The organism is Arenicella sp. 4NH20-0111, from assembly GCF_040366405.1.
In the GTDB taxonomy this organism is placed as follows: Bacteria; Pseudomonadota; Gammaproteobacteria; order Arenicellales; family Arenicellaceae; genus Arenicella.
In genome coordinates this window covers 107,978-125,400 of sequence record NZ_BAABWF010000001.1, presented here as the reverse complement: position 1 = coordinate 125,400, position 17,423 = coordinate 107,978, and the positions used below count along the sequence as shown (strand labels likewise).

The 17,423-nt window shown below is 44.4% G+C and carries 15 protein-coding genes; 12 read left to right on the top strand and 3 right to left on the bottom strand.

Annotated elements, in window-relative coordinates; all coding sequences use genetic code 11:
• Positions 1 to 26: 26 nt before the first annotated feature.
• Positions 27 to 869 (bottom strand): 6-pyruvoyl trahydropterin synthase family protein, encoded by an 843-nt coding sequence (locus ABWW54_RS00575; RefSeq protein WP_353409015.1) that lies wholly within the window; start codon positions 867 to 869, stop codon positions 27 to 29.
• Between the two features lie 75 nt (positions 870 to 944).
• On the opposite strand from ABWW54_RS00575, the gene gltX reads away from it, so the two are divergent.
• The 12 genes from gltX (at position 945) to pgi (ending at position 14,555) form a co-directional block, all read left to right on the top strand.
• Positions 945 to 2,351, top strand: coding sequence for a glutamate--tRNA ligase (gene gltX / locus ABWW54_RS00570; protein WP_353409013.1), 1,407 nt, complete (start codon positions 945 to 947; stop codon positions 2,349 to 2,351).
• A gap of 1,372 nt (positions 2,352 to 3,723) precedes the next feature.
• The gene (locus ABWW54_RS00565; protein WP_353409011.1) at positions 3,724 to 4,425 is read left to right on the top strand and encodes a DUF3450 domain-containing protein; all 702 of its coding nucleotides are present in this window, start codon (positions 3,724 to 3,726) and stop codon (positions 4,423 to 4,425) included.
• A 1-nt stretch (position 4,426) separates the two neighbouring features.
• Positions 4,427 to 5,770 carry a MotA/TolQ/ExbB proton channel family protein gene (locus tag ABWW54_RS00560; RefSeq protein ID WP_353409009.1) on the top strand — a complete coding sequence of 448 codons (1,344 nt, stop codon included), beginning with the start codon at positions 4,427 to 4,429 and terminating at the stop codon, positions 5,768 to 5,770.
• A gap of 90 nt (positions 5,771 to 5,860) precedes the next feature.
• The gene (locus ABWW54_RS00555) at positions 5,861 to 6,385 is read left to right on the top strand and encodes a MotA/TolQ/ExbB proton channel family protein (protein WP_353409007.1); all 525 of its coding nucleotides are present in this window, start codon (positions 5,861 to 5,863) and stop codon (positions 6,383 to 6,385) included.
• A gap of 84 nt (positions 6,386 to 6,469) precedes the next feature.
• Entirely contained in the window at positions 6,470 to 6,874 is a 405-nt protein-coding gene (locus ABWW54_RS00550) for an ExbD/TolR family protein (RefSeq protein WP_353409005.1), read from the top strand.
• A 4-nt stretch (positions 6,875 to 6,878) separates the two neighbouring features.
• Complete coding sequence (locus tag ABWW54_RS00545; protein ID WP_353409003.1) at positions 6,879 to 7,481, top strand: energy transducer TonB; 603 nt, start codon at positions 6,879 to 6,881, stop codon at positions 7,479 to 7,481.
• 91 nt (positions 7,482 to 7,572) lie between these two features.
• A complete protein-coding gene (locus tag ABWW54_RS00540) occupies positions 7,573 to 8,958 on the top strand; it encodes a tetratricopeptide repeat protein (RefSeq protein WP_353409001.1) in 1,386 nt (461 codons plus the stop codon).
• Between the two features lie 91 nt (positions 8,959 to 9,049).
• Positions 9,050 to 9,832: a DUF3450 domain-containing protein gene (locus tag ABWW54_RS00535; RefSeq protein WP_353408999.1), complete on the top strand. Its 783-nt coding sequence runs from the start codon at positions 9,050 to 9,052 to the stop codon at positions 9,830 to 9,832.
• 1 nt (position 9,833) lies between these two features.
• Positions 9,834 to 11,258 carry a MotA/TolQ/ExbB proton channel family protein gene (locus ABWW54_RS00530; RefSeq protein WP_353408997.1) on the top strand — a complete coding sequence of 475 codons (1,425 nt, stop codon included), beginning with the start codon at positions 9,834 to 9,836 and terminating at the stop codon, positions 11,256 to 11,258.
• Positions 11,259 to 11,286: 28 nt separating this feature from the next.
• On the top strand, positions 11,287 to 11,697 hold the full coding sequence (locus ABWW54_RS00525) for an ExbD/TolR family protein (protein WP_353408995.1): 411 nt from the start codon (positions 11,287 to 11,289) through the stop codon (positions 11,695 to 11,697).
• 98 nt (positions 11,698 to 11,795) lie between these two features.
• A complete protein-coding gene (gap, locus tag ABWW54_RS00520; protein ID WP_353408993.1) occupies positions 11,796 to 12,788 on the top strand; it encodes a type I glyceraldehyde-3-phosphate dehydrogenase in 993 nt (330 codons plus the stop codon).
• A gap of 159 nt (positions 12,789 to 12,947) precedes the next feature.
• Positions 12,948 to 14,555, top strand: a complete 1,608-nt coding sequence (gene pgi / locus ABWW54_RS00515; protein WP_353408990.1) for a glucose-6-phosphate isomerase — start codon at positions 12,948 to 12,950, stop codon at positions 14,553 to 14,555.
• A 130-nt stretch (positions 14,556 to 14,685) separates the two neighbouring features.
• Here pgi and ABWW54_RS00510 read toward each other — a convergent pair whose 3' ends face one another.
• Complete coding sequence (locus ABWW54_RS00510) at positions 14,686 to 16,422, bottom strand: energy transducer TonB (protein WP_353408988.1); 1,737 nt, start codon at positions 16,420 to 16,422, stop codon at positions 14,686 to 14,688.
• Positions 16,423 to 16,545: 123 nt separating this feature from the next.
• Complete coding sequence (locus ABWW54_RS00505) at positions 16,546 to 17,331, bottom strand: TerC family protein (RefSeq protein WP_353408986.1); 786 nt, start codon at positions 17,329 to 17,331, stop codon at positions 16,546 to 16,548.
• Positions 17,332 to 17,423: the final 92 nt, after the last annotated feature.

Below are 17,423 nucleotides of genomic sequence, written 5' to 3'. Positions count from 1 at the left end.
TTTTGGATTCAGTTATATAAGCGCAGTTAGACAGACTCCGCAATCGCGCCTTTGCCTATTCCTTCAAAAGCTTGAACCTTAAATTCATGGGACTTGAACGACGTTTCATGCTCGGTTTCAAGAATGCTCAGTACGTGGTCAGCGATGCATTCTACTGTAGAGTCATCGCTCATTAGGTGCACGCGCTCTTCATTGAGTTCTAAGCCAAATGCGCCTTGCTCGCTGCTATAAGCAAATTTGATGCGTCCACTTTTTAGCCACTCAACGTCTTCCTGCGTGCCGATGTAGATATCTTCCCAACGTTTAGCCATGTACTTTTCAAGTTTTCGGCTACGTTTTCCGTCTTTCCAAATTCTGATGGTGGAGCGGTGCCCATGAGCAATCCGCTGGCAATTACCATCGTGTTTCTTGAGCCCGTGACTGTAGGTATAAAACGCGCCAAAGCCTAACTCTTGATTCAGTGTCAACGTGAGGTCCGTGACGTTTTTGGGTAGGGCTTCGAGAAGCTTGGTTTTCAAAAAAGCAGCGATTTTCTTTTTGGTTACCTTTTTGTGCTCAATTAAGCAAATTGAGCTCTGGGGTGATGTGTGTTCAATCCAGTCACCGTTTTTAAGCGCAAAGTTTAGAGTGGGTCCAGACCGCTTTATTCCTTTGTGTTTCGATGGGATCAGCAGCTTATGGTCTACCTCGTTATCGATTACCTGCTTGATGGTTTTTTTGACCTTAGAAAAGTCGAAGACCATGCTTTGGTGGTCCAATTCACCCAGTAACTCAACATCAACGGACCAACTGGCGCCGATTAATCCGCGAGTTGGATCCAGTATTGAGCAGTCAATGGCGGTTAGGTTGTTAACAAAAAGGCGCGGCATTGGTCTATTTCATGAGTAATTCGTATTGGAATTATACTACAATCCGCACGTTACAATTTTTATGTTTTAGCTCTTATGACTGTCACTCGATTTCCACCCAGCCCTACAGGCTACCTACACATAGGTGGTGCACGCACCGCTTTCTACTCTTGGTTGCATGCGCGACAACAAGGCGGTAAATTTGTCCTGCGGATTGAAGATACTGATTTGGAGAGGTCGACTCAGGAATCCGTTCAAGCCATTCTTGATGGGATGCAGTGGTTGGGGCTTGATTACGATGAAGGACCCTATTATCAAACTCATCGCTTTGATCGATATAAAGAAGTTATCAATCAATTGCTGGACAAAGGTGAGGCGTATCATTGTGAATGCAGTCGGGAGCGGCTGGACACAATGCGCGAGGAGCAAAAGGCCGCAGGCGTTAAAGCTAAATACGACGGGCGATGTCGAGAGCTTAATTTGCCTGAGAGTGAAAGTACCGTGGTCAGGTTTAAAAATCCAGTTGATGGCGAGGTTGTCATTAGAGATCTTGTCAAAGGAAATATTGTTATTTCCAACCAAGAGCTTGATGATTTGGTGATCGCTCGTCCTGATGGGGTTCCAACTTATAATCTTACTGTGGTGGTGGACGACATGGACATGGGGATCACGCACGTTATTCGTGGTGATGATCACATCAACAATACGCCTCGTCAGATTAATATTTTGCACGCGTTAGGTGCGGAGCTACCACTGTATGGCCACGTGCCCATGATTTTAGGCGAGGATGGAGGGCGTATGTCAAAGCGTCACGGTGCCGTGGGTGTGATGCAGTACAGAGACGACGGGTTCCTGCCGGAAGCGCTATTGAATTACTTAGTGCGTCTAGGCTGGTCGCATGGTGATCAAGAGTTGTTTGGTCGAGACGACTTGTTGAAACTGTTTAAAATCGAAGACGTGAGTCGAGCGCCGTCCACGTTTAACCCTGAAAAATTGTTGTGGGTAAATCAAGAGAAAATTAAAGCGTTGTCGCCTCGGCAATTATTGGAGGAGAGTCGCTGGCATTTTGAACGGGCCGGTTTATCCATCGAGGTTAATGATTACTCACTGGGGGTGATTGGTTTGATTCAAGAGCGTTGTAAAACGCTAATTGATGTTGTGGAACAATCGCGTTGGTTCTTCAGTGAAGTAGAAGCGTACCAGCCGAGTGCAGTAAAGAAATGGGTGAAGGCAAATTCAAGCGCATTGTTGACAGACCTCATTGCAAAGCTTGAAGGTCTTTCTGACTGGGCAGCTGAAGGCATTCAGGCCTCCGTTCAAGCCGTAGTTGATGGCAATGAGGTTGGCTTTGCCAAAGTGGCTCAGCCAATTCGTATTGCGGTGACTGGTGGCACGATGTCGCCATCGATCGACCTTACCTTGTTTCAATTGGGCCGTGATGAAAGTCTATCGAGGTTGAAGGCTGCGATTGCGGCGTTCGATGAAATTATCGCAACGCGTTAAACTGAGATTTTTAAGACAAGTTGTCTCGAAACGTGGTGCGTCGCACAGCGAGGTCATAATGTCTCTATGAATTTATTTTAAAGACTCGTGACCTCGGGCTGTTTGGCTGTTAGAATCAGCCTCCCGTTTTGGGGTGTAGTGAATAGAGTTGGTTTCATTTGTTCGTGTTGGCTATTTTTGCTTGGCGTATTTGATGATGCAAGTTAGACTGTATTCCTGCATTTCGATGCGTAAAATATACTGCAATAAGACAGTGAATTAATAATAGTTATTGCCTAGTTTGGTGAGTAGAGCGCCCGGTTTTTTGGTGTTTTCTTTCTGGCGGTGATGATGAGCCTTAGGAGAAGAAGTTAGCCTTGCGGCTTCGCGAAGCGAGATCGGTACGTCAAGTACCGGGCGACCGTTTTGTGAGGGTGTTTGCAGTTCTTTCGGTTTACCTCGATAGTGCTGGTTGGTTTCAAAATGAAGCAATGCTTAGCTAAACGGGTGGTGGCGTTCGTTAAAGATGTCGTTCTACCTTTGCGTTATGGTTTAGGGGTAAGAGTCTAAATAGGTCATTTTCCACTGAGTGGTTGTGCGCTATTTGAACTTTTTTGATTGTTGCTTTAGTGGCAATCCCTGCTAAGAAGCCTAGTGATTAGCTATTTTGTTTTCCCCAACCTGTCTGTTCGCGATAAGCGACGGTTCTGCAAGTCAACGTTTTAGTGCCTCATGTCTCAAATGCGAGAGTGTGAGAAAAAGCGGCTTTCAGTTTTAATTAACTGCTTCTATATGCTTTTTCAGCGGCCACAGCTAAGTGTGGTTTAGCGATCTAAAACCCTAAAGTCTCCCTTCTTTATAAATGATCTTATAAGCGCATGTTAGTGCCTAGGTCGCTCCAATAAGACAATTTGCATTCATGTTGTCGGACATTTTGTCTTGCAATCTAGTGAGGCCGCTAATGGGTTTTGGTGGCTAAGGCTAGAACATGTAGGCTTTAAATAGTCGTATAGGTTATGTCATTCAAAATCTGTTGTTATTGCTGGTTGTGAATTGGCGCTTAGTAGTGTTTACTAAGGGGCTGGCACTTTCGGCAGTATTAGCAGCCTTAAGTTGTGTTTCCCCGAAGGGGAGGCCGTTAAGTGTTACACAGTGATCTAGCTACTTGGTTTAGGTGGGTAGGATTTTGTCAGGCTTTTGGTTTGGCAAGCACTGGGAAAAGTATAAGTTTCAATTTGTAGTTGAGTTTGTGTTCAGGGTTGTTGGTTTGGCAAGCATACGTTTGCTGGATTGATGCTCTACAGGTCGGCTGTGAGTTTTAAAATTAATCAATTAAAGTTGATTATCATTGAATCTAGCTAAGTAGATTTCATTACAAGAGGTTAAGTCTAAAATGAAAAAATCTGTGTTGAATTGGATTGGTCGAGTAGTGGCGGTAACTGCCATTTTTGCGGCCGCTGCTACCACTGGGTGGGCGCAGTCAGCTGGCGACCAATCGGTCGATAGCGAATTTGCTCGTGAGTTGAAGTTGGTTGAAGCATTGAAAGTGTATAACTCTCAACTTCAAGATCAATTGAAAGCTCAAGCGACCGCTCAAACTGAGATCCAGGCATCCATCGAATCAGCAAAAGAATTAGAGCCGCAAGTCGCGCCGTTGTTGGGCAAAATGTTGTCGGCGTTAGACAAGTTTGTTAAGGCTGACTTGCCTTTCCATCTTGAAGATCGTCAAGAGAGCATCGGTCGATTGAAATTGTTGATGGTAGACACCACTGCCAGTACTTCCGTAAGGTATCGCAGCATTATGGATATCTATGCCGCTGAAATGGAGTATGGAACTACTTACGAAGCGTATGATTCTGTAATAACAATTGATGGACAAGAAACGCCTGTCGATATGTTACGTATCGGCCGTGTTGGTCTTTATTATCAAACAAAGGATCAAAAGAATTCTGCGATGTATGACAATGTCAACAACGCATGGAAGCCATTACCTGCGGACACTAATCGAAATGTACGTAAAGCAATCAAAGTTGCAGCAAAAACCGTTGCACCAGAATTATTGAGCTTGATTATCAATGCTCCGGAGGGCGCGTAGCATGAAGCGTTTATTATCTACAGTTGCTCTAGCAGCAGCGTTTATCGCAGCACCTGTTCAATCGCAATCGGTTGACCAGTTGCTAGATCAAGTTAAGTCAGGCTCTTTTGAAAAGAGCAAAGAAGCGGTTGCTTTAGAGCGACGTTTTTCAGCGGCTGGCGCTGGCAAAGTAAATTTGCTTCAACAATTGCGCAGTCAGCGTGCGGCGTTAGAAGCCACGAGTGAAGCGTTGGAAACTCAGTATGCGACCAACAGCGAAGCATTGAATGCCGTTCGTACCGAACGTGAGCGTTCATTGGGTGACTTGAAAGAGCTTTTTGGCGCTATCCAGCAAGTCGTGGGTGAAGCGGAAGCAACGTTTGATTCTTCCATTATTTCTGCTCAATTCCCAAATCGCTCTGCAGGCTTCGACGCAATTTCTAAGAAGGTTTCAAATCAGTCAAATCAATTGGTGACTGCTTCCGAGATCGAATCTTTGTGGAAGGCTGTTTTTAATGAAATGGTTCAGCAAGGCAAAGTTTCTAAGTTCTCAACATCAGTTGCTACCGCAGCTGGAGATCGCGAAAATCAAGAAGTGGTGCGTGTTGGTACCTTTAATCTGATTGGAGACGGTAAATTTTTGACTTATGGCGCCGGTGGCGTTGCAGATTTGCCTAAACAACCAGATGGTCGTTATTTAGATCAGGCAAAGGGATTGTTTAACGGTGCCGCTGGCGGCACAGCTAGCTTCGCCATTGACCCTACTCTTGGAACCTTGCTGGAAGCGGCCGTTGAAAGTCCAAGCCTAGGCGACCGTATCGCTCAAGGTGGAACGGTTGGTTACATCATTTTGGGTGTGGGCGCATTTGCTGCGGTGATCGCCATTATTAAGATTTTGATTTTGTTTGGTGTTTCGGCTGCGGTTAGAAAACAAGCGCAGAATCCAGATTCTCCAAGCGATAAAAACCCATTAGGGCGTGTTCTTAAGGCCGCCGAAGATACCAAGAGTACTGATTCTGAAGCAGTTGAATTACGACTGTCTGAAGCAATCATGAAGGAAACACCCAAATTAACTTCTTGGTTGATGTTCTTGAAGATTGTCTCTGTGGTAGCGCCATTAGGCGGTCTACTTGGTACGGTATTGGGTATGATTACAACGTTCCAATCAATTACGCTGTTTGGCGCTGGTGATCCTAAGTTGATGGCCGGTGGTATATCTGAAGCGCTTGTAACCACGGTTTGTGGACTTGTTGTCGCTATTCCAATCGTACTTCTTCATACCGCTGCGGCTTCAAAGGCCAAGCGAGTTGAAGAGATTTTGGAAGAGCAATCAGCCGGAATGGTAGCACGTAAGATCGAGGGCTAATCGCTCTCGGTCTCCTAGTTAAGTTCAAGCGAAAACGCTTTGAGTTAATTCGCTTGAACTGTTAACACAAGAGACAGAGGTTTCAATAAGATGGATATTACAGCTATCTTCGAGTACATCCGCGATTTTATGGAACTCGGTGGACCAGTACTCTATTTGATTGCCGGCTTGCTTATAATCATGTGGTACATGATTTTAGAGCGCATTATGTATATCAACGGACCACACAAGCAGGCTGTTAAGGCAGCCATAGATGAGTGGGAATCACGCAGTGAACGCAGCTCTTGGGCGGCGCATCAAGTACGTGAGCAATTGGTATCAAACGTGTCCTCAAAATTACGCGAAAATCTTTCTATGATTCAGGCCTGTGTTGCCTTAGCTCCTTTGTTTGGGCTTTTAGGTACGGTTACGGGAATGATCGAAGTTTTCCAAGTCATGGCGGTTACTGGTACCAGTAACGCAAGAGCTATGGCAGGCGGCGTGTCACGAGCAACGGTTCCTACTATGGCGGGTATGGTTGCGGCGCTATCAGGCTTATTTTTAAGCTTCTGGTTGCAACGTAAGACTGAGCAAGAGCGTGAGCTAATCAATGAGCATTTAACACTGGATCATTAATTCGATTTAAGTGTAATTATTAAACATCCCTATTATCTTTGAGCATGAGCTAGGTTGTTTGTGTTCAAACCTAGGAGAAAGTAAATGAGACGAGCATCTAGAAGCAGACAAGAAGAAGACGCCAAAATCGACATTACGCCGATGTTGGACGTTGTCTTTATTATGCTTATCTTCTTCATTGTCACCGCGAGCTTTATTAAAGAAAGTGGTGCAAAAGTTATTAAGCCTGAAGCGGTGAACGCGGTTAAGTATCCAAAAGCCAGTATTTTGTTGGCGATTGACGAGAATAACGATATTTGGCTAGATCGCCAGCAAATCGATCCGCGAGCTATTAAGGCTAACTTAGGGCGTTTGCGCGCTGAAAACCCTGAAGGTGAAGTGATGGTTCAGGCTGACATCAACTCTGAGGCGGAAACGCTTCTCGAGGTAGTCGATAAGCTACGCGATGCCAATATCCCTGTTACCAATATTTCCACTAAGTCGGAGTAGTATTATGGTTAGATCATTTTCATCATTTGTCATCGCGATATTCGTGACGTTGGGACTAATTGTCGCAATGTACGCACTTATCAAGATGGATGAGCCGGACCTGGAGGAATCTAAAGCCCTCAAGTTGCCAGAGTTTACGTTTATTCCAAAAAATGAAGACGTGGAAACAATTACGGCTAAACCTGATCGTCCTGATGAAGTTCAGGAAGCGCCTGATCTACCTGAGAACGACATTGTTCCTGATCAGTTAGACATTGATTCTAATTTAGCGTTAGGTGTGGTTAAGCTTGGTATTAACACGAGCACCAAAGGTTTTAATTCGAATGACGGTGAGTACTTGCCTATCTTTCGCGCTCCTCCTATCTATCCACGAAGAGCGGCTGAACGTGGTTTGTGTGGCTGGGTAGAGCTTAAGTACACTGTTACAGCAGCAGGTGGTACGCGCGATCCAGTGGTCACGGCGAGTTCGTCAAGAATGTTCGAACGAGCCGCGGTTAAGGCGGCTGAGAAGTATAAATATAAACCACGTCAGGTTGGTGGGAAGCCAGTAGACGTGCCAAATGTGCCAATTCGTATTAAATTCGAAATGGATGGCGGCAACTGTTAAGGCATTTTTCCATGGTGATTCGGTCCGCCCAGGCGGGCGAATTACCAGTACGAAAATGATGTCACAACATGCAATTTAGAGGTGAACAATTATGACTGGTATTAATACAGCAAGTGTCACGCAAGCTTTTAAAGCGGCTTTTAGACCACTCCTGCTAACGGCGTTGGTATTGCCGTTTGCTGCTGGCTTGGAAACCACCGTGTTAGAAACACAAGTAGCTCATGCACAACAAAGCAATAACGAACCATCCAAAAAGAAAACTCGACGCGTAGAGTCTATTCGAGCCAAACACGTTAAAACGTTCGAGAAAATAAGTGAAGCGGTTGACGCGGATGATATTAGAGGGGCTTTGGTTCAGCTTGAAAAGCTTGGAAAAGAGCCTGACCTCAATAACATTGAAAGAGCTTACTATCACAACTTTAAGGGCAGTATTTGCCTCAATCAAGATAACCTAAATTGTGCGTTACGCGAGTTCAAAGCGGTAACAAACATCAATGAAGGCATCTCGGTCGCGTTTTCTAACCAAATGCTCTACCAAGTAGCTCAAGTTCTTTTTCTGCAAGAAAAGTACCGTGAGGCACTTCAGTTCGCACAGCGTTGGTTTAAAACACAAACTGATCCTTCAGCCGACGCTTATATCTTAATTGGGCAGGCTCATTACCAGCTTAAAGAATACGACCAAGCACTGCCTAATATTCAAACAGCAATTACTAAGTATGAAGCCTTGGGCACTACGCCAAAAGAAGGTTGGTTGAATTTGCTAAGTAATATCTACCGAGAGAAGCAACAGTATCGAAAGATGATGCCTGTTGTGAAGCAATTGGTTAAGTTCTATCCCAAGAAGAACTATCTCCTGTCGTTAGGTTATATCTTCAATGAGTTGGATGATTACAAGAGCATGGGTTCTTTGTATCTAGCTATGTATGACCAAGGCTTATTGAAGACCGAGTCAGAGCTAAACACCGTGAGTTCATTAATGATGAACTTAGACAACCCGTATAAAGCGGCAACTATTATGGAAGCGGGTTTTAAGTCTGGGGTCTTTAAGAAGACACTCAAGAACTACAAAACCTACTCACAAGCGTTGTACGCATCAAGAGAGTTTCAAAAGTCCACTGAGCCATTAGCTCAGGCAGCCAAATTGACAACCAAAGATGGCAAATTAGATGATCAATTGGGGCAGGCGTATATAAACCTTAATCAATGGCGAAATGCTGAAGCGGCTCTAAAAAGAGCTCTTTCTAAAGGAAAGTTGCGCGACAGAGGGCAAACAATGCTGAGCTTGGGTTTGGTTCAATTTGAATTGAAGAGACCCAAAACTGCATTGGAAACGTTCAACAAAGCACTTCGTTTTGAAAAAGTCGCTAAAGACGCAGATAACTGGATCAAGTATGTAAATGCCGAAGTTCGTCGAGAAGAAGAACTACAACGTGAGATCGTGATTAACACCGACGTTGACCCAGCAGAAGCATTTTAAACAGCGGTTATTTGAAGCAGCATTTAAGTTAAAAATTAAACAGGCTTAGTTAACTAACTAGACTAAGTCCCTATAAGACAAGAGGTTAAGTATGAGTACATCAGTACTTAAGGCAAAGATGAGAGCGGGTGTGATGGGTGTTGCACTGGTCTCGCTAATGCCATTAAGCGCTTTGGCTGACCAAACCGATGATATTGTTAATTCAGGCATTGCCAGAGGCAATTCGGCAGTTGCATCTCAAAAACGCATCGATAAGCTCGCTGAGGATACGGAGAAGGTGGTTTCAAAGTATCACCAGCAACGTAAGAGCGTAGAGGTTCTAAAGAAGTTTAACGATAGAATGCGTCGAACTTTGGAAGCACAACAGGTGGCAATGCAAAAATTAGAGCGCTCGATTGAAGATGCGTCACTAATTGAACGACAGATTGTTCCGTTGATGCTTAGAATGATCAGCGGACTTGATAAATTTATTGAGGCTGACGTCCCATTTAAACTCGAAGAGCGTCGAGCACGCGTGGCTCGAATTCGTGGTTATTTGACTAACGCTAATATCGCTGCCGCTGAACGATTTCGCCAAGTGTTAGATGCCTATTCCACAGAAAGCAATTACGGTAAGACGATTGACGTTTATACCGAAGAGCTTGATTTGGATGGTGCTAAGCGCACGGTCAATGTATTGCAGGTAGGCAGAGCTGGTTTGTATTATCAAACAATTGATGGGACTGAGTCTGGGTACTGGGAAAAGTCTGACAAACAATGGAAAGCATTGGATTCTGTACATAATGAAGGCATTACTAAGGCTATTAGAATCAGCCAGGGCAAAGCATCTAAAGATCTAATGACATTGCCGATCATTGCGCCGGAGACTATTTAATATGAAACATTTATTAAAAACCGCCATCCTGGGTGGTGTTCTAGCCATCGGTTCGTTAACCGTTTCAACACCGGTTGGTGCTCAGGCCTTAAACATTGATGAGATTCTTCGAGGCGCACGCAGCGGTGCCACAAAGGATAAGAACGCAGAACGCGCTCGTGAAAGCCGATTTAGAGCTGATTTAGGAAAAGAACAAGGGCGACTTCGTTCTATGACTAACGAGCGTGTTAGGCAAGAGCGAATTTCAGATGAGCTTGAAAAGCAATTTGAAGTTAATGATCTAAGCATTAAAGAGCTGCAAGAAGATTTAGCTCGTGAGCTGGGCGACCTTAAGCAACTATTTGGGGTAATTCAACTTTCCGCTTCTGAAGCGCAAGAAGACTACCGCAGTTCGATTATTAGTGCTCAATATCCGGATCGTGCTGAAAACTTGCGCGAAATGGTTGAGAAAATGGCGAGCCTGACAGAGTTGGTCTCCATCGATGAAATTGAAGACCTTTGGGTGCAGTTGCAAAACGAGATGACCCAGCAAGGTAAGGTTGTTACCTATAACGCCCCTGTCTCCTATATTGTTGATTATGAAGACACGCTCGATGAAAATGGCGAAGTTAATGGCCAAAAACCGGTTTTTGAAGTTCGTGAAAAGGCGGTAACTCGAGTTGGTGTGTTCAACGCTGTGACTGGAAACGATATTGTTACGTATGATGACACGCGCGGTTTCGTAGCGCTTGAACGTCAAATGGGTGCAGAGTTTACTCAGGCTTCACAAAATCTACAGTCTGCCAGCGCGGGTATTACTCCTTTTAAGTTAGACCCAGCTAGAGGCGGCTTACTTCAAGCGCTCGTTCTTGAACCATCTCTCCAGGAAAAGGCTGATCAAGGAGGAATCGTCGGCTATGTAATCATGGTTCTGGGTGTGATCGCATTATTACTTGCGGCTGTGAGGTATTTGATCTTAATGGGCGTAGACAGTTCGGTGAGAAAACAGGCTCGTGACATGAAGAGGCCTTCGCTGAAGAATCCGCTTGGTAGAGTGATCAAGGTATACCAGGATAATCCAAAGTCAGACCCTGAATCTATAGAGTTGAAATTGGGTGAAGCCATGCTTAAGGAATCACCTAAGATCAACCGTGGGGTCATGTTCATAAAAATCATAGCAGTAGTCGCACCTTTATTGGGTCTTCTGGGTACTGTCACAGGCATGATTCAAACATTCCAGGCGATTACCCTCTATGGCGCAGGTGATCCGCAAACTATGGCTGGCGGTATCTCTCAAGCATTGGTAACTACGGTTCTGGGACTTGTTGTGGCTATACCTACGGTGTTTGCTCATTGGTTTGTTTCTAACAAGGCAAGAAGCATCGAAGGTATTCTTGAAGAGCAGGCCGCCGGCTTGGTTGCTGAGAAATACGAGGGACAAGCTTAGTGCTTGTCTCTTGCTAGAGGACTAAAAAATGAAAAGACTAGGAAAACAAAATACTGAAGAAGAAGCGGATATTGATATCACCCCAATGCTAGACGTGGTGTTTATCATGTTGATTTTCTTTATCGTGACGGCCAGTTTTGTTAAGGAATCGGGCTTGGATTTAAATAAGCCGCCTGTAACTGATACACCACCTGATGCTGATGCGCCAAGGCCTATCGTTCTTGAGATTAATAACTTGAGTGAAATAAGAGTTGATAATCGTTTGTTGGACGATCGAGCCATCAAATCAACGATCACCAGATTGACGGCTGAACGCCCAGAGGCTGCAGTAATCATTAAAGCCGCTAAAAAGGCTAAGACGAAAGCGATTATTGCTGCCGTCGACGGCATCAAGGCTGCAGGCGTACCAAGGCCGACTATCTCGTTGGCAAAAGACTAGTAAGTCATAATTTGAAATAGTTGTAAAAAAAGCACGCCTAGGCGTGCTTTTTTTGTTGTAACCAGTGGTTTTATTGAAAAAATAATTGAGGTGCAAAAATGCTGAACATAGCAATTAATGGTTTCGGACGAATCGGCAGAAATATCGCAAGGGCTCTATACGAGAATGGATATCAAGATAGAATTAGGATAGTGGGAATCAATGACCTGGCGCCGACGGAATCGAATGCTCATATGTTACGTTATGATTCAGCGCACGGAAGATTTAACGCGCAGGTAGAAAGTACTCAAGACAGCATTACGATCAATGGCGACACTATTCCGGTAACAATGCAGCGCGATCCAAGCAAGCTTCCATGGAACAAGCTTGACGTAGACATAGTGTTTGAATGTACTGGGTTTTTCCGCAGTCGTGAGAAAGCACAGATGCATATAGATGCGGGGGCCAAAAAGGTTCTAGTGTCTGCACCTGGAAAAATGCTCGATAAGACCGTTGTATACGGTGTCAATGACGAAATACTTGAGGGCGGTGATCGGTTTGTGTCTAACGCGTCGTGTACCACTAATTGCTTGGCGCATATAGCTAAGGCAATGAACGATTCGGTTGGTATCGAATCGGGCTTGGCGAATACTGTGCATGCGTATACCAATACGCAAAACCTATTAGATTCTTATCATAAAGACATGCGTAGGGGGAGAGCTGCAAACTATTCAATGATACCTACGTCTACGGGGTCAGCAAAAGCCATTGGTGACGTTATTCCTGAGCTTGACGGTAAGTTGGATGCGGTGGCGGTTCGAGTGCCAACTCAGAATGTGTCATTACTAGATTTCACTTTTGTGCCGAAAAGGGCTGTCTCGGTAGAAGATGTTGAAGAGATCTTTAATGAGTATGCGCTTACGCGTAAGGGGGTCTTTGAAGTTAATAGCGTCCCTCTGGTTAGCATTGATTTCAACCACAACGCTAGCTCCTGTATCGTGGATATTAAGCAGACCAGAATTGCAGGAAAGCTAATAAAAATTCAATCATGGTATGACAATGAATGGGGATTTTCCAACAGAATGCTGGACACAGCACTTGCTATGAAATAGCTATCAAAGGTAGGACAGAAGGGCCTTTGTAGCAATTGGTTTTGCAGCCGATTATAAGGAAAAGTAATTGTAACCAAACTAATTGATACTATAAGGCAGTCAGTAGTCTAGTATAATTCGCGGGCTCCCCTTAACTAACTATCCTCATAAGTACCAAATATGCAATCGCATCTATCTAATGAAATAAGCGCAATCTTGGCTAATAAAGCATCGGCTGATGAATCCATGGGCATTAAGTCTAAGTTTGAAAAGGACGAACAGCGCGCGAATCGTTTTTCCAAGCAATTGGACGATCTATTTTTTGACTTTAGCAAATCACATATTGACCAAGAATTAGTCGATACGTATCTAAAGTACGCCGATGAAATTAGTTTGGTGGCCGCAAGAAAAGACTTTTTGGCCGGTGAGAAGATAAACAACACCGAAGAGCGATCGGTTCTTCATACTTTGCTCAGAGATTCAAGCAATCAAGGAATCGCGACTAAAGAGCCTTCTGTATTGCAAGAAGCCAAATTAGCTCAACAGGGCTTTGCCGAGCAATTTGCTCGAATCGAGCAGGCCTTGGATCAGCGTAGCAAGCCGATTAAAGACATTATTCACGTGGGCATTGGGGGCTCGTCTCTAGGCACACAGCTATTGTTCGAGGCACTTCAAGACGCAAATGAGCATAGACAGATTCACTTTATAGGAAACATAGATGCGCATCAATTGATGAACGTATTCGCGAAATGCGACGTTCAAACAACGTTGGTGATAGGAGTTTCTAAGACCTTTACTACCGCAGAGACGTTGAAGAATTTAGACTCAATTTGCCAATGGTTTAAGGACAACGGGGTAACTGATCCACTTAGTAATTTCTTTGGTGTTACAGCAAACCCGGAACAAGCCTCGCACTATGGTCTTCCAGACGAGAACGTTGTCACTTTTCCGGAGTGGGTCGGTGGTCGGTACTCTGTCTGGTCTTCCGTGTCTCTTTCAGCCGCGTTGGTTCTAGGAAAAGATAGGTTTGACGAATTCCTTATCGGTGCTGCGAGTATGGATAAGCACTTTTATCAAGCTGACCTGAAAGATAATGTGTGTTTTCAAGCGGCTATCCTAGATCATTATTATGCCAACTATATGGACGTCGGCTCGAAGGCAATATTTGCTTACGACTTTAGGTTTCGTTCTCTCGTTGATTATTTACAACAGCTCGAAACTGAGAGCAACGGTAAAGACCGCACTAGAGACGGAGAGCCATGTGAGCAAAAAACATCTATGGTCGTGTGGGGTGGCGTCGGGACAGATGTGCAGCATTCCGTATTTCAAATGCTCCACCAAGGGACTTCACTCATCCCTTCAGAATTTATTTTGGTCAAAACACCGGACCATGATTTAACCGAACATCATAATGAACTGTTGGCGAATGGCATCGCACAAACTGCCGCACTACTCGAAGGCCAAGATTTAAGCACTGTAGAAGCCATACACGGTGATGAAGGCTTATCTGACGCGGCTAAAAAAGCGAAAGTGTTTTCCGGTGATCGTCCGTCGCTTACCATCCTGTTAGAGCGATTAACACCAACGGCGCTTGGTGCTCTGTTGGCATTCTATGAGCATAGAGTATTCTTTGGAGGCGTGTTGACGAATATTAATTCCTTTGACCAAATGGGGGTTGAGCTTGGTAAGCGTCTTGCGAAACAAGTTAGGCCTTTGATTGATAACAAACGGGCAACAGGGACTGAGTTCGATCCCTCCACTGAGCTGCTGTTAAGTAAGCTGATCTAAAGAGTGTGCCGTAATGAACTCGATAGGCTCTTTTCCTTGATTTTCTAAGATTGGATGCGAGCTTAAAGGCACGCATAAAAAAAGCCCGGCTTTTTAGCCGGGCTTTTTTATGAATGCCTATAAAGTAAAACTAGCCAAGACGGAACTGAACCTTGGTTGAAATGTTTTTACTGTCGACAGGAAGGCCCGTACGCTGATTGCGAGCGGGAGAAAAGCGCCACTTTTTGACAGACTTCACAGCGGCATCGTCGAATACCTTTTTAGGTTTTGAGTCAACAACCTCAATATCGACCGGTATGCCTTCTTTTGTGATCGAGAATCGAACTTGCACCCAACCTTCTGTGTTGCTTTTAAGGGCACGGTTAGGGTAGCGCGGAGGTGAACGAGAAATAACCTTGGCCGGAATAATTTTAGGCGGCTCAGGTTTGATCTCTTCAACCTTCGCAACTTCCTCCACTGGAGCAGCTTTTTCTTCTTCAGCCGCATTAGCTGCGGCGATCGCGGCTCGTTTTGACTTAATGCTGTCATTGAGCTTTGTGATTCCAGGGTTATCTGAATTTAGGTTAATCCGCTTTAACAATGCTGAGAGCTTAACCGCTTCTTCCAAATTATCTTTTCCTAAGCTCGTGTTAGCAAGCGCTAATAACTTATCGCTTAACAGCTGAACACGCGGCTCTGAGTTGGCACGGCTAATCTTATTGCCCTTTAATGCGGATGACACCATTTGGTAGGCGTTGCCCTTCTTAGGTGGAACCAGGTTTCCGCCAGCAATAGCATCGTCAATTTCGTCAAGTAGGTTTTGTTCTTCTTGAAGTGCTTTGGACGCACTGTTTTCGGAATCAAACTCACCAAGTCTAGCTAACGTAGCGGTAGTCGCATCGATCTCTTCTTTGGTGCCGTTGGCTTGAACTTCTTTAACTCGTTCGGTGATCGCTTGGCTTAAGCTCTCACTCAATTGGTCATTTTCTAAGTTTAGAGGTTCAATCTCTCTCAAAGCGTTAATGGCTTTCAACGCTTGGTCGAACTTGGATTCGGCAACCAGCGTATCGTAATTAGCACGAACCGCTGCGGCTACAGTCTTTTTGCCTTCGTAGGCTACTGTATCGTAAGGGTCAATTTGCAACGCTTGATTGTAATAATGAAGCGCGTTATCGCTTTCTGGCTCGATATACCGCCCGTCTAATATCGCGTTTGCTGCAAACTGGTTTAATTCATTGGTTTGGCTAACAGCTTGATTGATCTCTTGCTCGGCTTCTTGTTCTATGTTCAGAGAGTTATCAACCACAACTTGTTGTGGTTGTTCATCATCGCCACCCAAGAAAAGAAACGCGATTAAGCCTAACGCAACAACGCCGATGGCAGCGTATACCGCGGGGCTAGTTTTTTTCTGAGCTGCGAGCTGATCAAGGTTTGCTTGGTTTTCAGCAGGACCGACAACCATGATGTCTTCGCCAGCCTCTTGCTTTGCAACCAACTCTTCGTGAACAGACAATGCAGACTTAAACGCTAGGAAAACTTGGTTTCCACTGATTGGCTTGTTAAAAGCTCGATACACGATTGGCTGAATGTTTGACTTCAAAATTTCAGCCAAAGGTTCTTTTTCGCCAACAAGCATGAGTACCTGCGTTGGGTCCGCTTTTTTCAGCTGAACCGCTTGCTCGATTGCCTTTTCAGTGTTCCCACTGCTATCGCAATCTAAAATTATGATGGCATTACCATCGAGTAAGTCCTGTTGTTTTAAAACCTCATCAACCGTTTCCCTAGCATTGATTGTGAGTTCAGTTGAATTTCCATTGATAATGGATTCAACAACATTTGAATCATCTGAAATTAATAAAACAGATGGGGCTTGAGCCTGCTCAGACATATTGCCTCCGAATTTTTAGAATTTAATTTATTATTTGTCTAGTAATCATAGCACCGAGCGGATGGTCTAAGCATGCTGCTCGGTGCGCTTATTACGCTATTTCACAGATTTCACTCTTCTTTCTTACTTATTTGAGCTCATCTGTTTCATTTGGTTAAGTTTTTTCTGGTATCTACTTTGAACTATGTCACTAACTATCAACACCGTAAGAACAAAATAGAATGTTGTTTTAGACATTTGTATGACTTCGTTGCCAAATAATGTCATATGAGAAAGGTGGCCGCCCTCAGAAAGCAGCATTACACCAACAAGGAACAGGATGAATAATCCCATTACCTCATACATTCGATTCTTTTTAAGGAACTCAGAAACCGTGTCTGCAAGTGCAACCATCAATATACCTCCGATGATGATGGCGGTTGCCATCGTATAGAAGACTTTGGTGACGGCCATTGCGCTAAGAATAGAGTCGAACGAGAAGACCACGTTCATCGCTACAATCCAAAAAATAATGCTTCCAATAGACTTGGGGCTGCGCTCTTGTGCATGAGACTCTTCTAAGGTCATCATGTGGAGAATCTCCTTCATCGCTGTGTAGAGAATGAACACTCCGCCAAACAGCACAATGATGGCATGTAAGGTAAAGGTGGCGTGAATCACGCCCTCCCAATGTATTCGGAAGAGTTCTTGTTGAAATGCGGCTATCATCTTTAATAGCAGGAATAGCAATACAATTCGAAAAACAACGGCAAGCACGATTCCCCAGAAGCGGACTTGTTTTTGCTTTTCCAATGGAGCGCGTTGGCTTTCCAATGAGATGTAAAGTAAGTTGTCGAATCCTAAAACCGCTTGCAGCGCGATTAGTAAAGTTAGGTCAACCAAATTAGCAATGGTGAAAAATTCAGCCATTTAATGCCCCCAGTACAGATTTATTCAGTGTTGTTATTAGGTTATGTGATTGTTTTAGCACACTTATGCGCATAAACAAACAGGCTTAGGTC

Bases quoted from the DNA above. Each gene is read 5' to 3' on its own strand.
- ABWW54_RS00550 (WP_353409005.1), top strand. From the start codon at position 6,470: ATGAGACGAGCATCTAGAAGCAGACAAGAAGAAGACGCCAAAATCGAC.
- ABWW54_RS00535 (WP_353408999.1), top strand. From the start codon at position 9,050: ATGAGTACATCAGTACTTAAGGCAAAGATGAGAGCGGGTGTGATGGGT.
- ABWW54_RS00565 (WP_353409011.1), top strand. From the start codon at position 3,724: ATGAAAAAATCTGTGTTGAATTGGATTGGTCGAGTAGTGGCGGTAACT.
- ABWW54_RS00555 (WP_353409007.1), top strand. From the start codon at position 5,861: ATGGATATTACAGCTATCTTCGAGTACATCCGCGATTTTATGGAACTC.
- ABWW54_RS00560 (WP_353409009.1), top strand. From the start codon at position 4,427: ATGAAGCGTTTATTATCTACAGTTGCTCTAGCAGCAGCGTTTATCGCA.
- ABWW54_RS00545 (WP_353409003.1), top strand. From the start codon at position 6,879: ATGGTTAGATCATTTTCATCATTTGTCATCGCGATATTCGTGACGTTG.
- ABWW54_RS00510 (WP_353408988.1), bottom strand. From the start codon at position 16,422: ATGTCTGAGCAGGCTCAAGCCCCATCTGTTTTATTAATTTCAGATGAT.
- pgi (WP_353408990.1), top strand. From the start codon at position 12,948: ATGCAATCGCATCTATCTAATGAAATAAGCGCAATCTTGGCTAATAAA.
- gltX (WP_353409013.1), top strand. From the start codon at position 945: ATGACTGTCACTCGATTTCCACCCAGCCCTACAGGCTACCTACACATA.
- ABWW54_RS00525 (WP_353408995.1), top strand. From the start codon at position 11,287: ATGAAAAGACTAGGAAAACAAAATACTGAAGAAGAAGCGGATATTGAT.
- ABWW54_RS00575 (WP_353409015.1), bottom strand. From the start codon at position 869: ATGCCGCGCCTTTTTGTTAACAACCTAACCGCCATTGACTGCTCAATA.
- ABWW54_RS00540 (WP_353409001.1), top strand. From the start codon at position 7,573: ATGACTGGTATTAATACAGCAAGTGTCACGCAAGCTTTTAAAGCGGCT.
- ABWW54_RS00505 (WP_353408986.1), bottom strand. From the start codon at position 17,331: ATGGCTGAATTTTTCACCATTGCTAATTTGGTTGACCTAACTTTACTA.
- ABWW54_RS00530 (WP_353408997.1), top strand. From the start codon at position 9,834: ATGAAACATTTATTAAAAACCGCCATCCTGGGTGGTGTTCTAGCCATC.
- gap (WP_353408993.1), top strand. From the start codon at position 11,796: ATGCTGAACATAGCAATTAATGGTTTCGGACGAATCGGCAGAAATATC.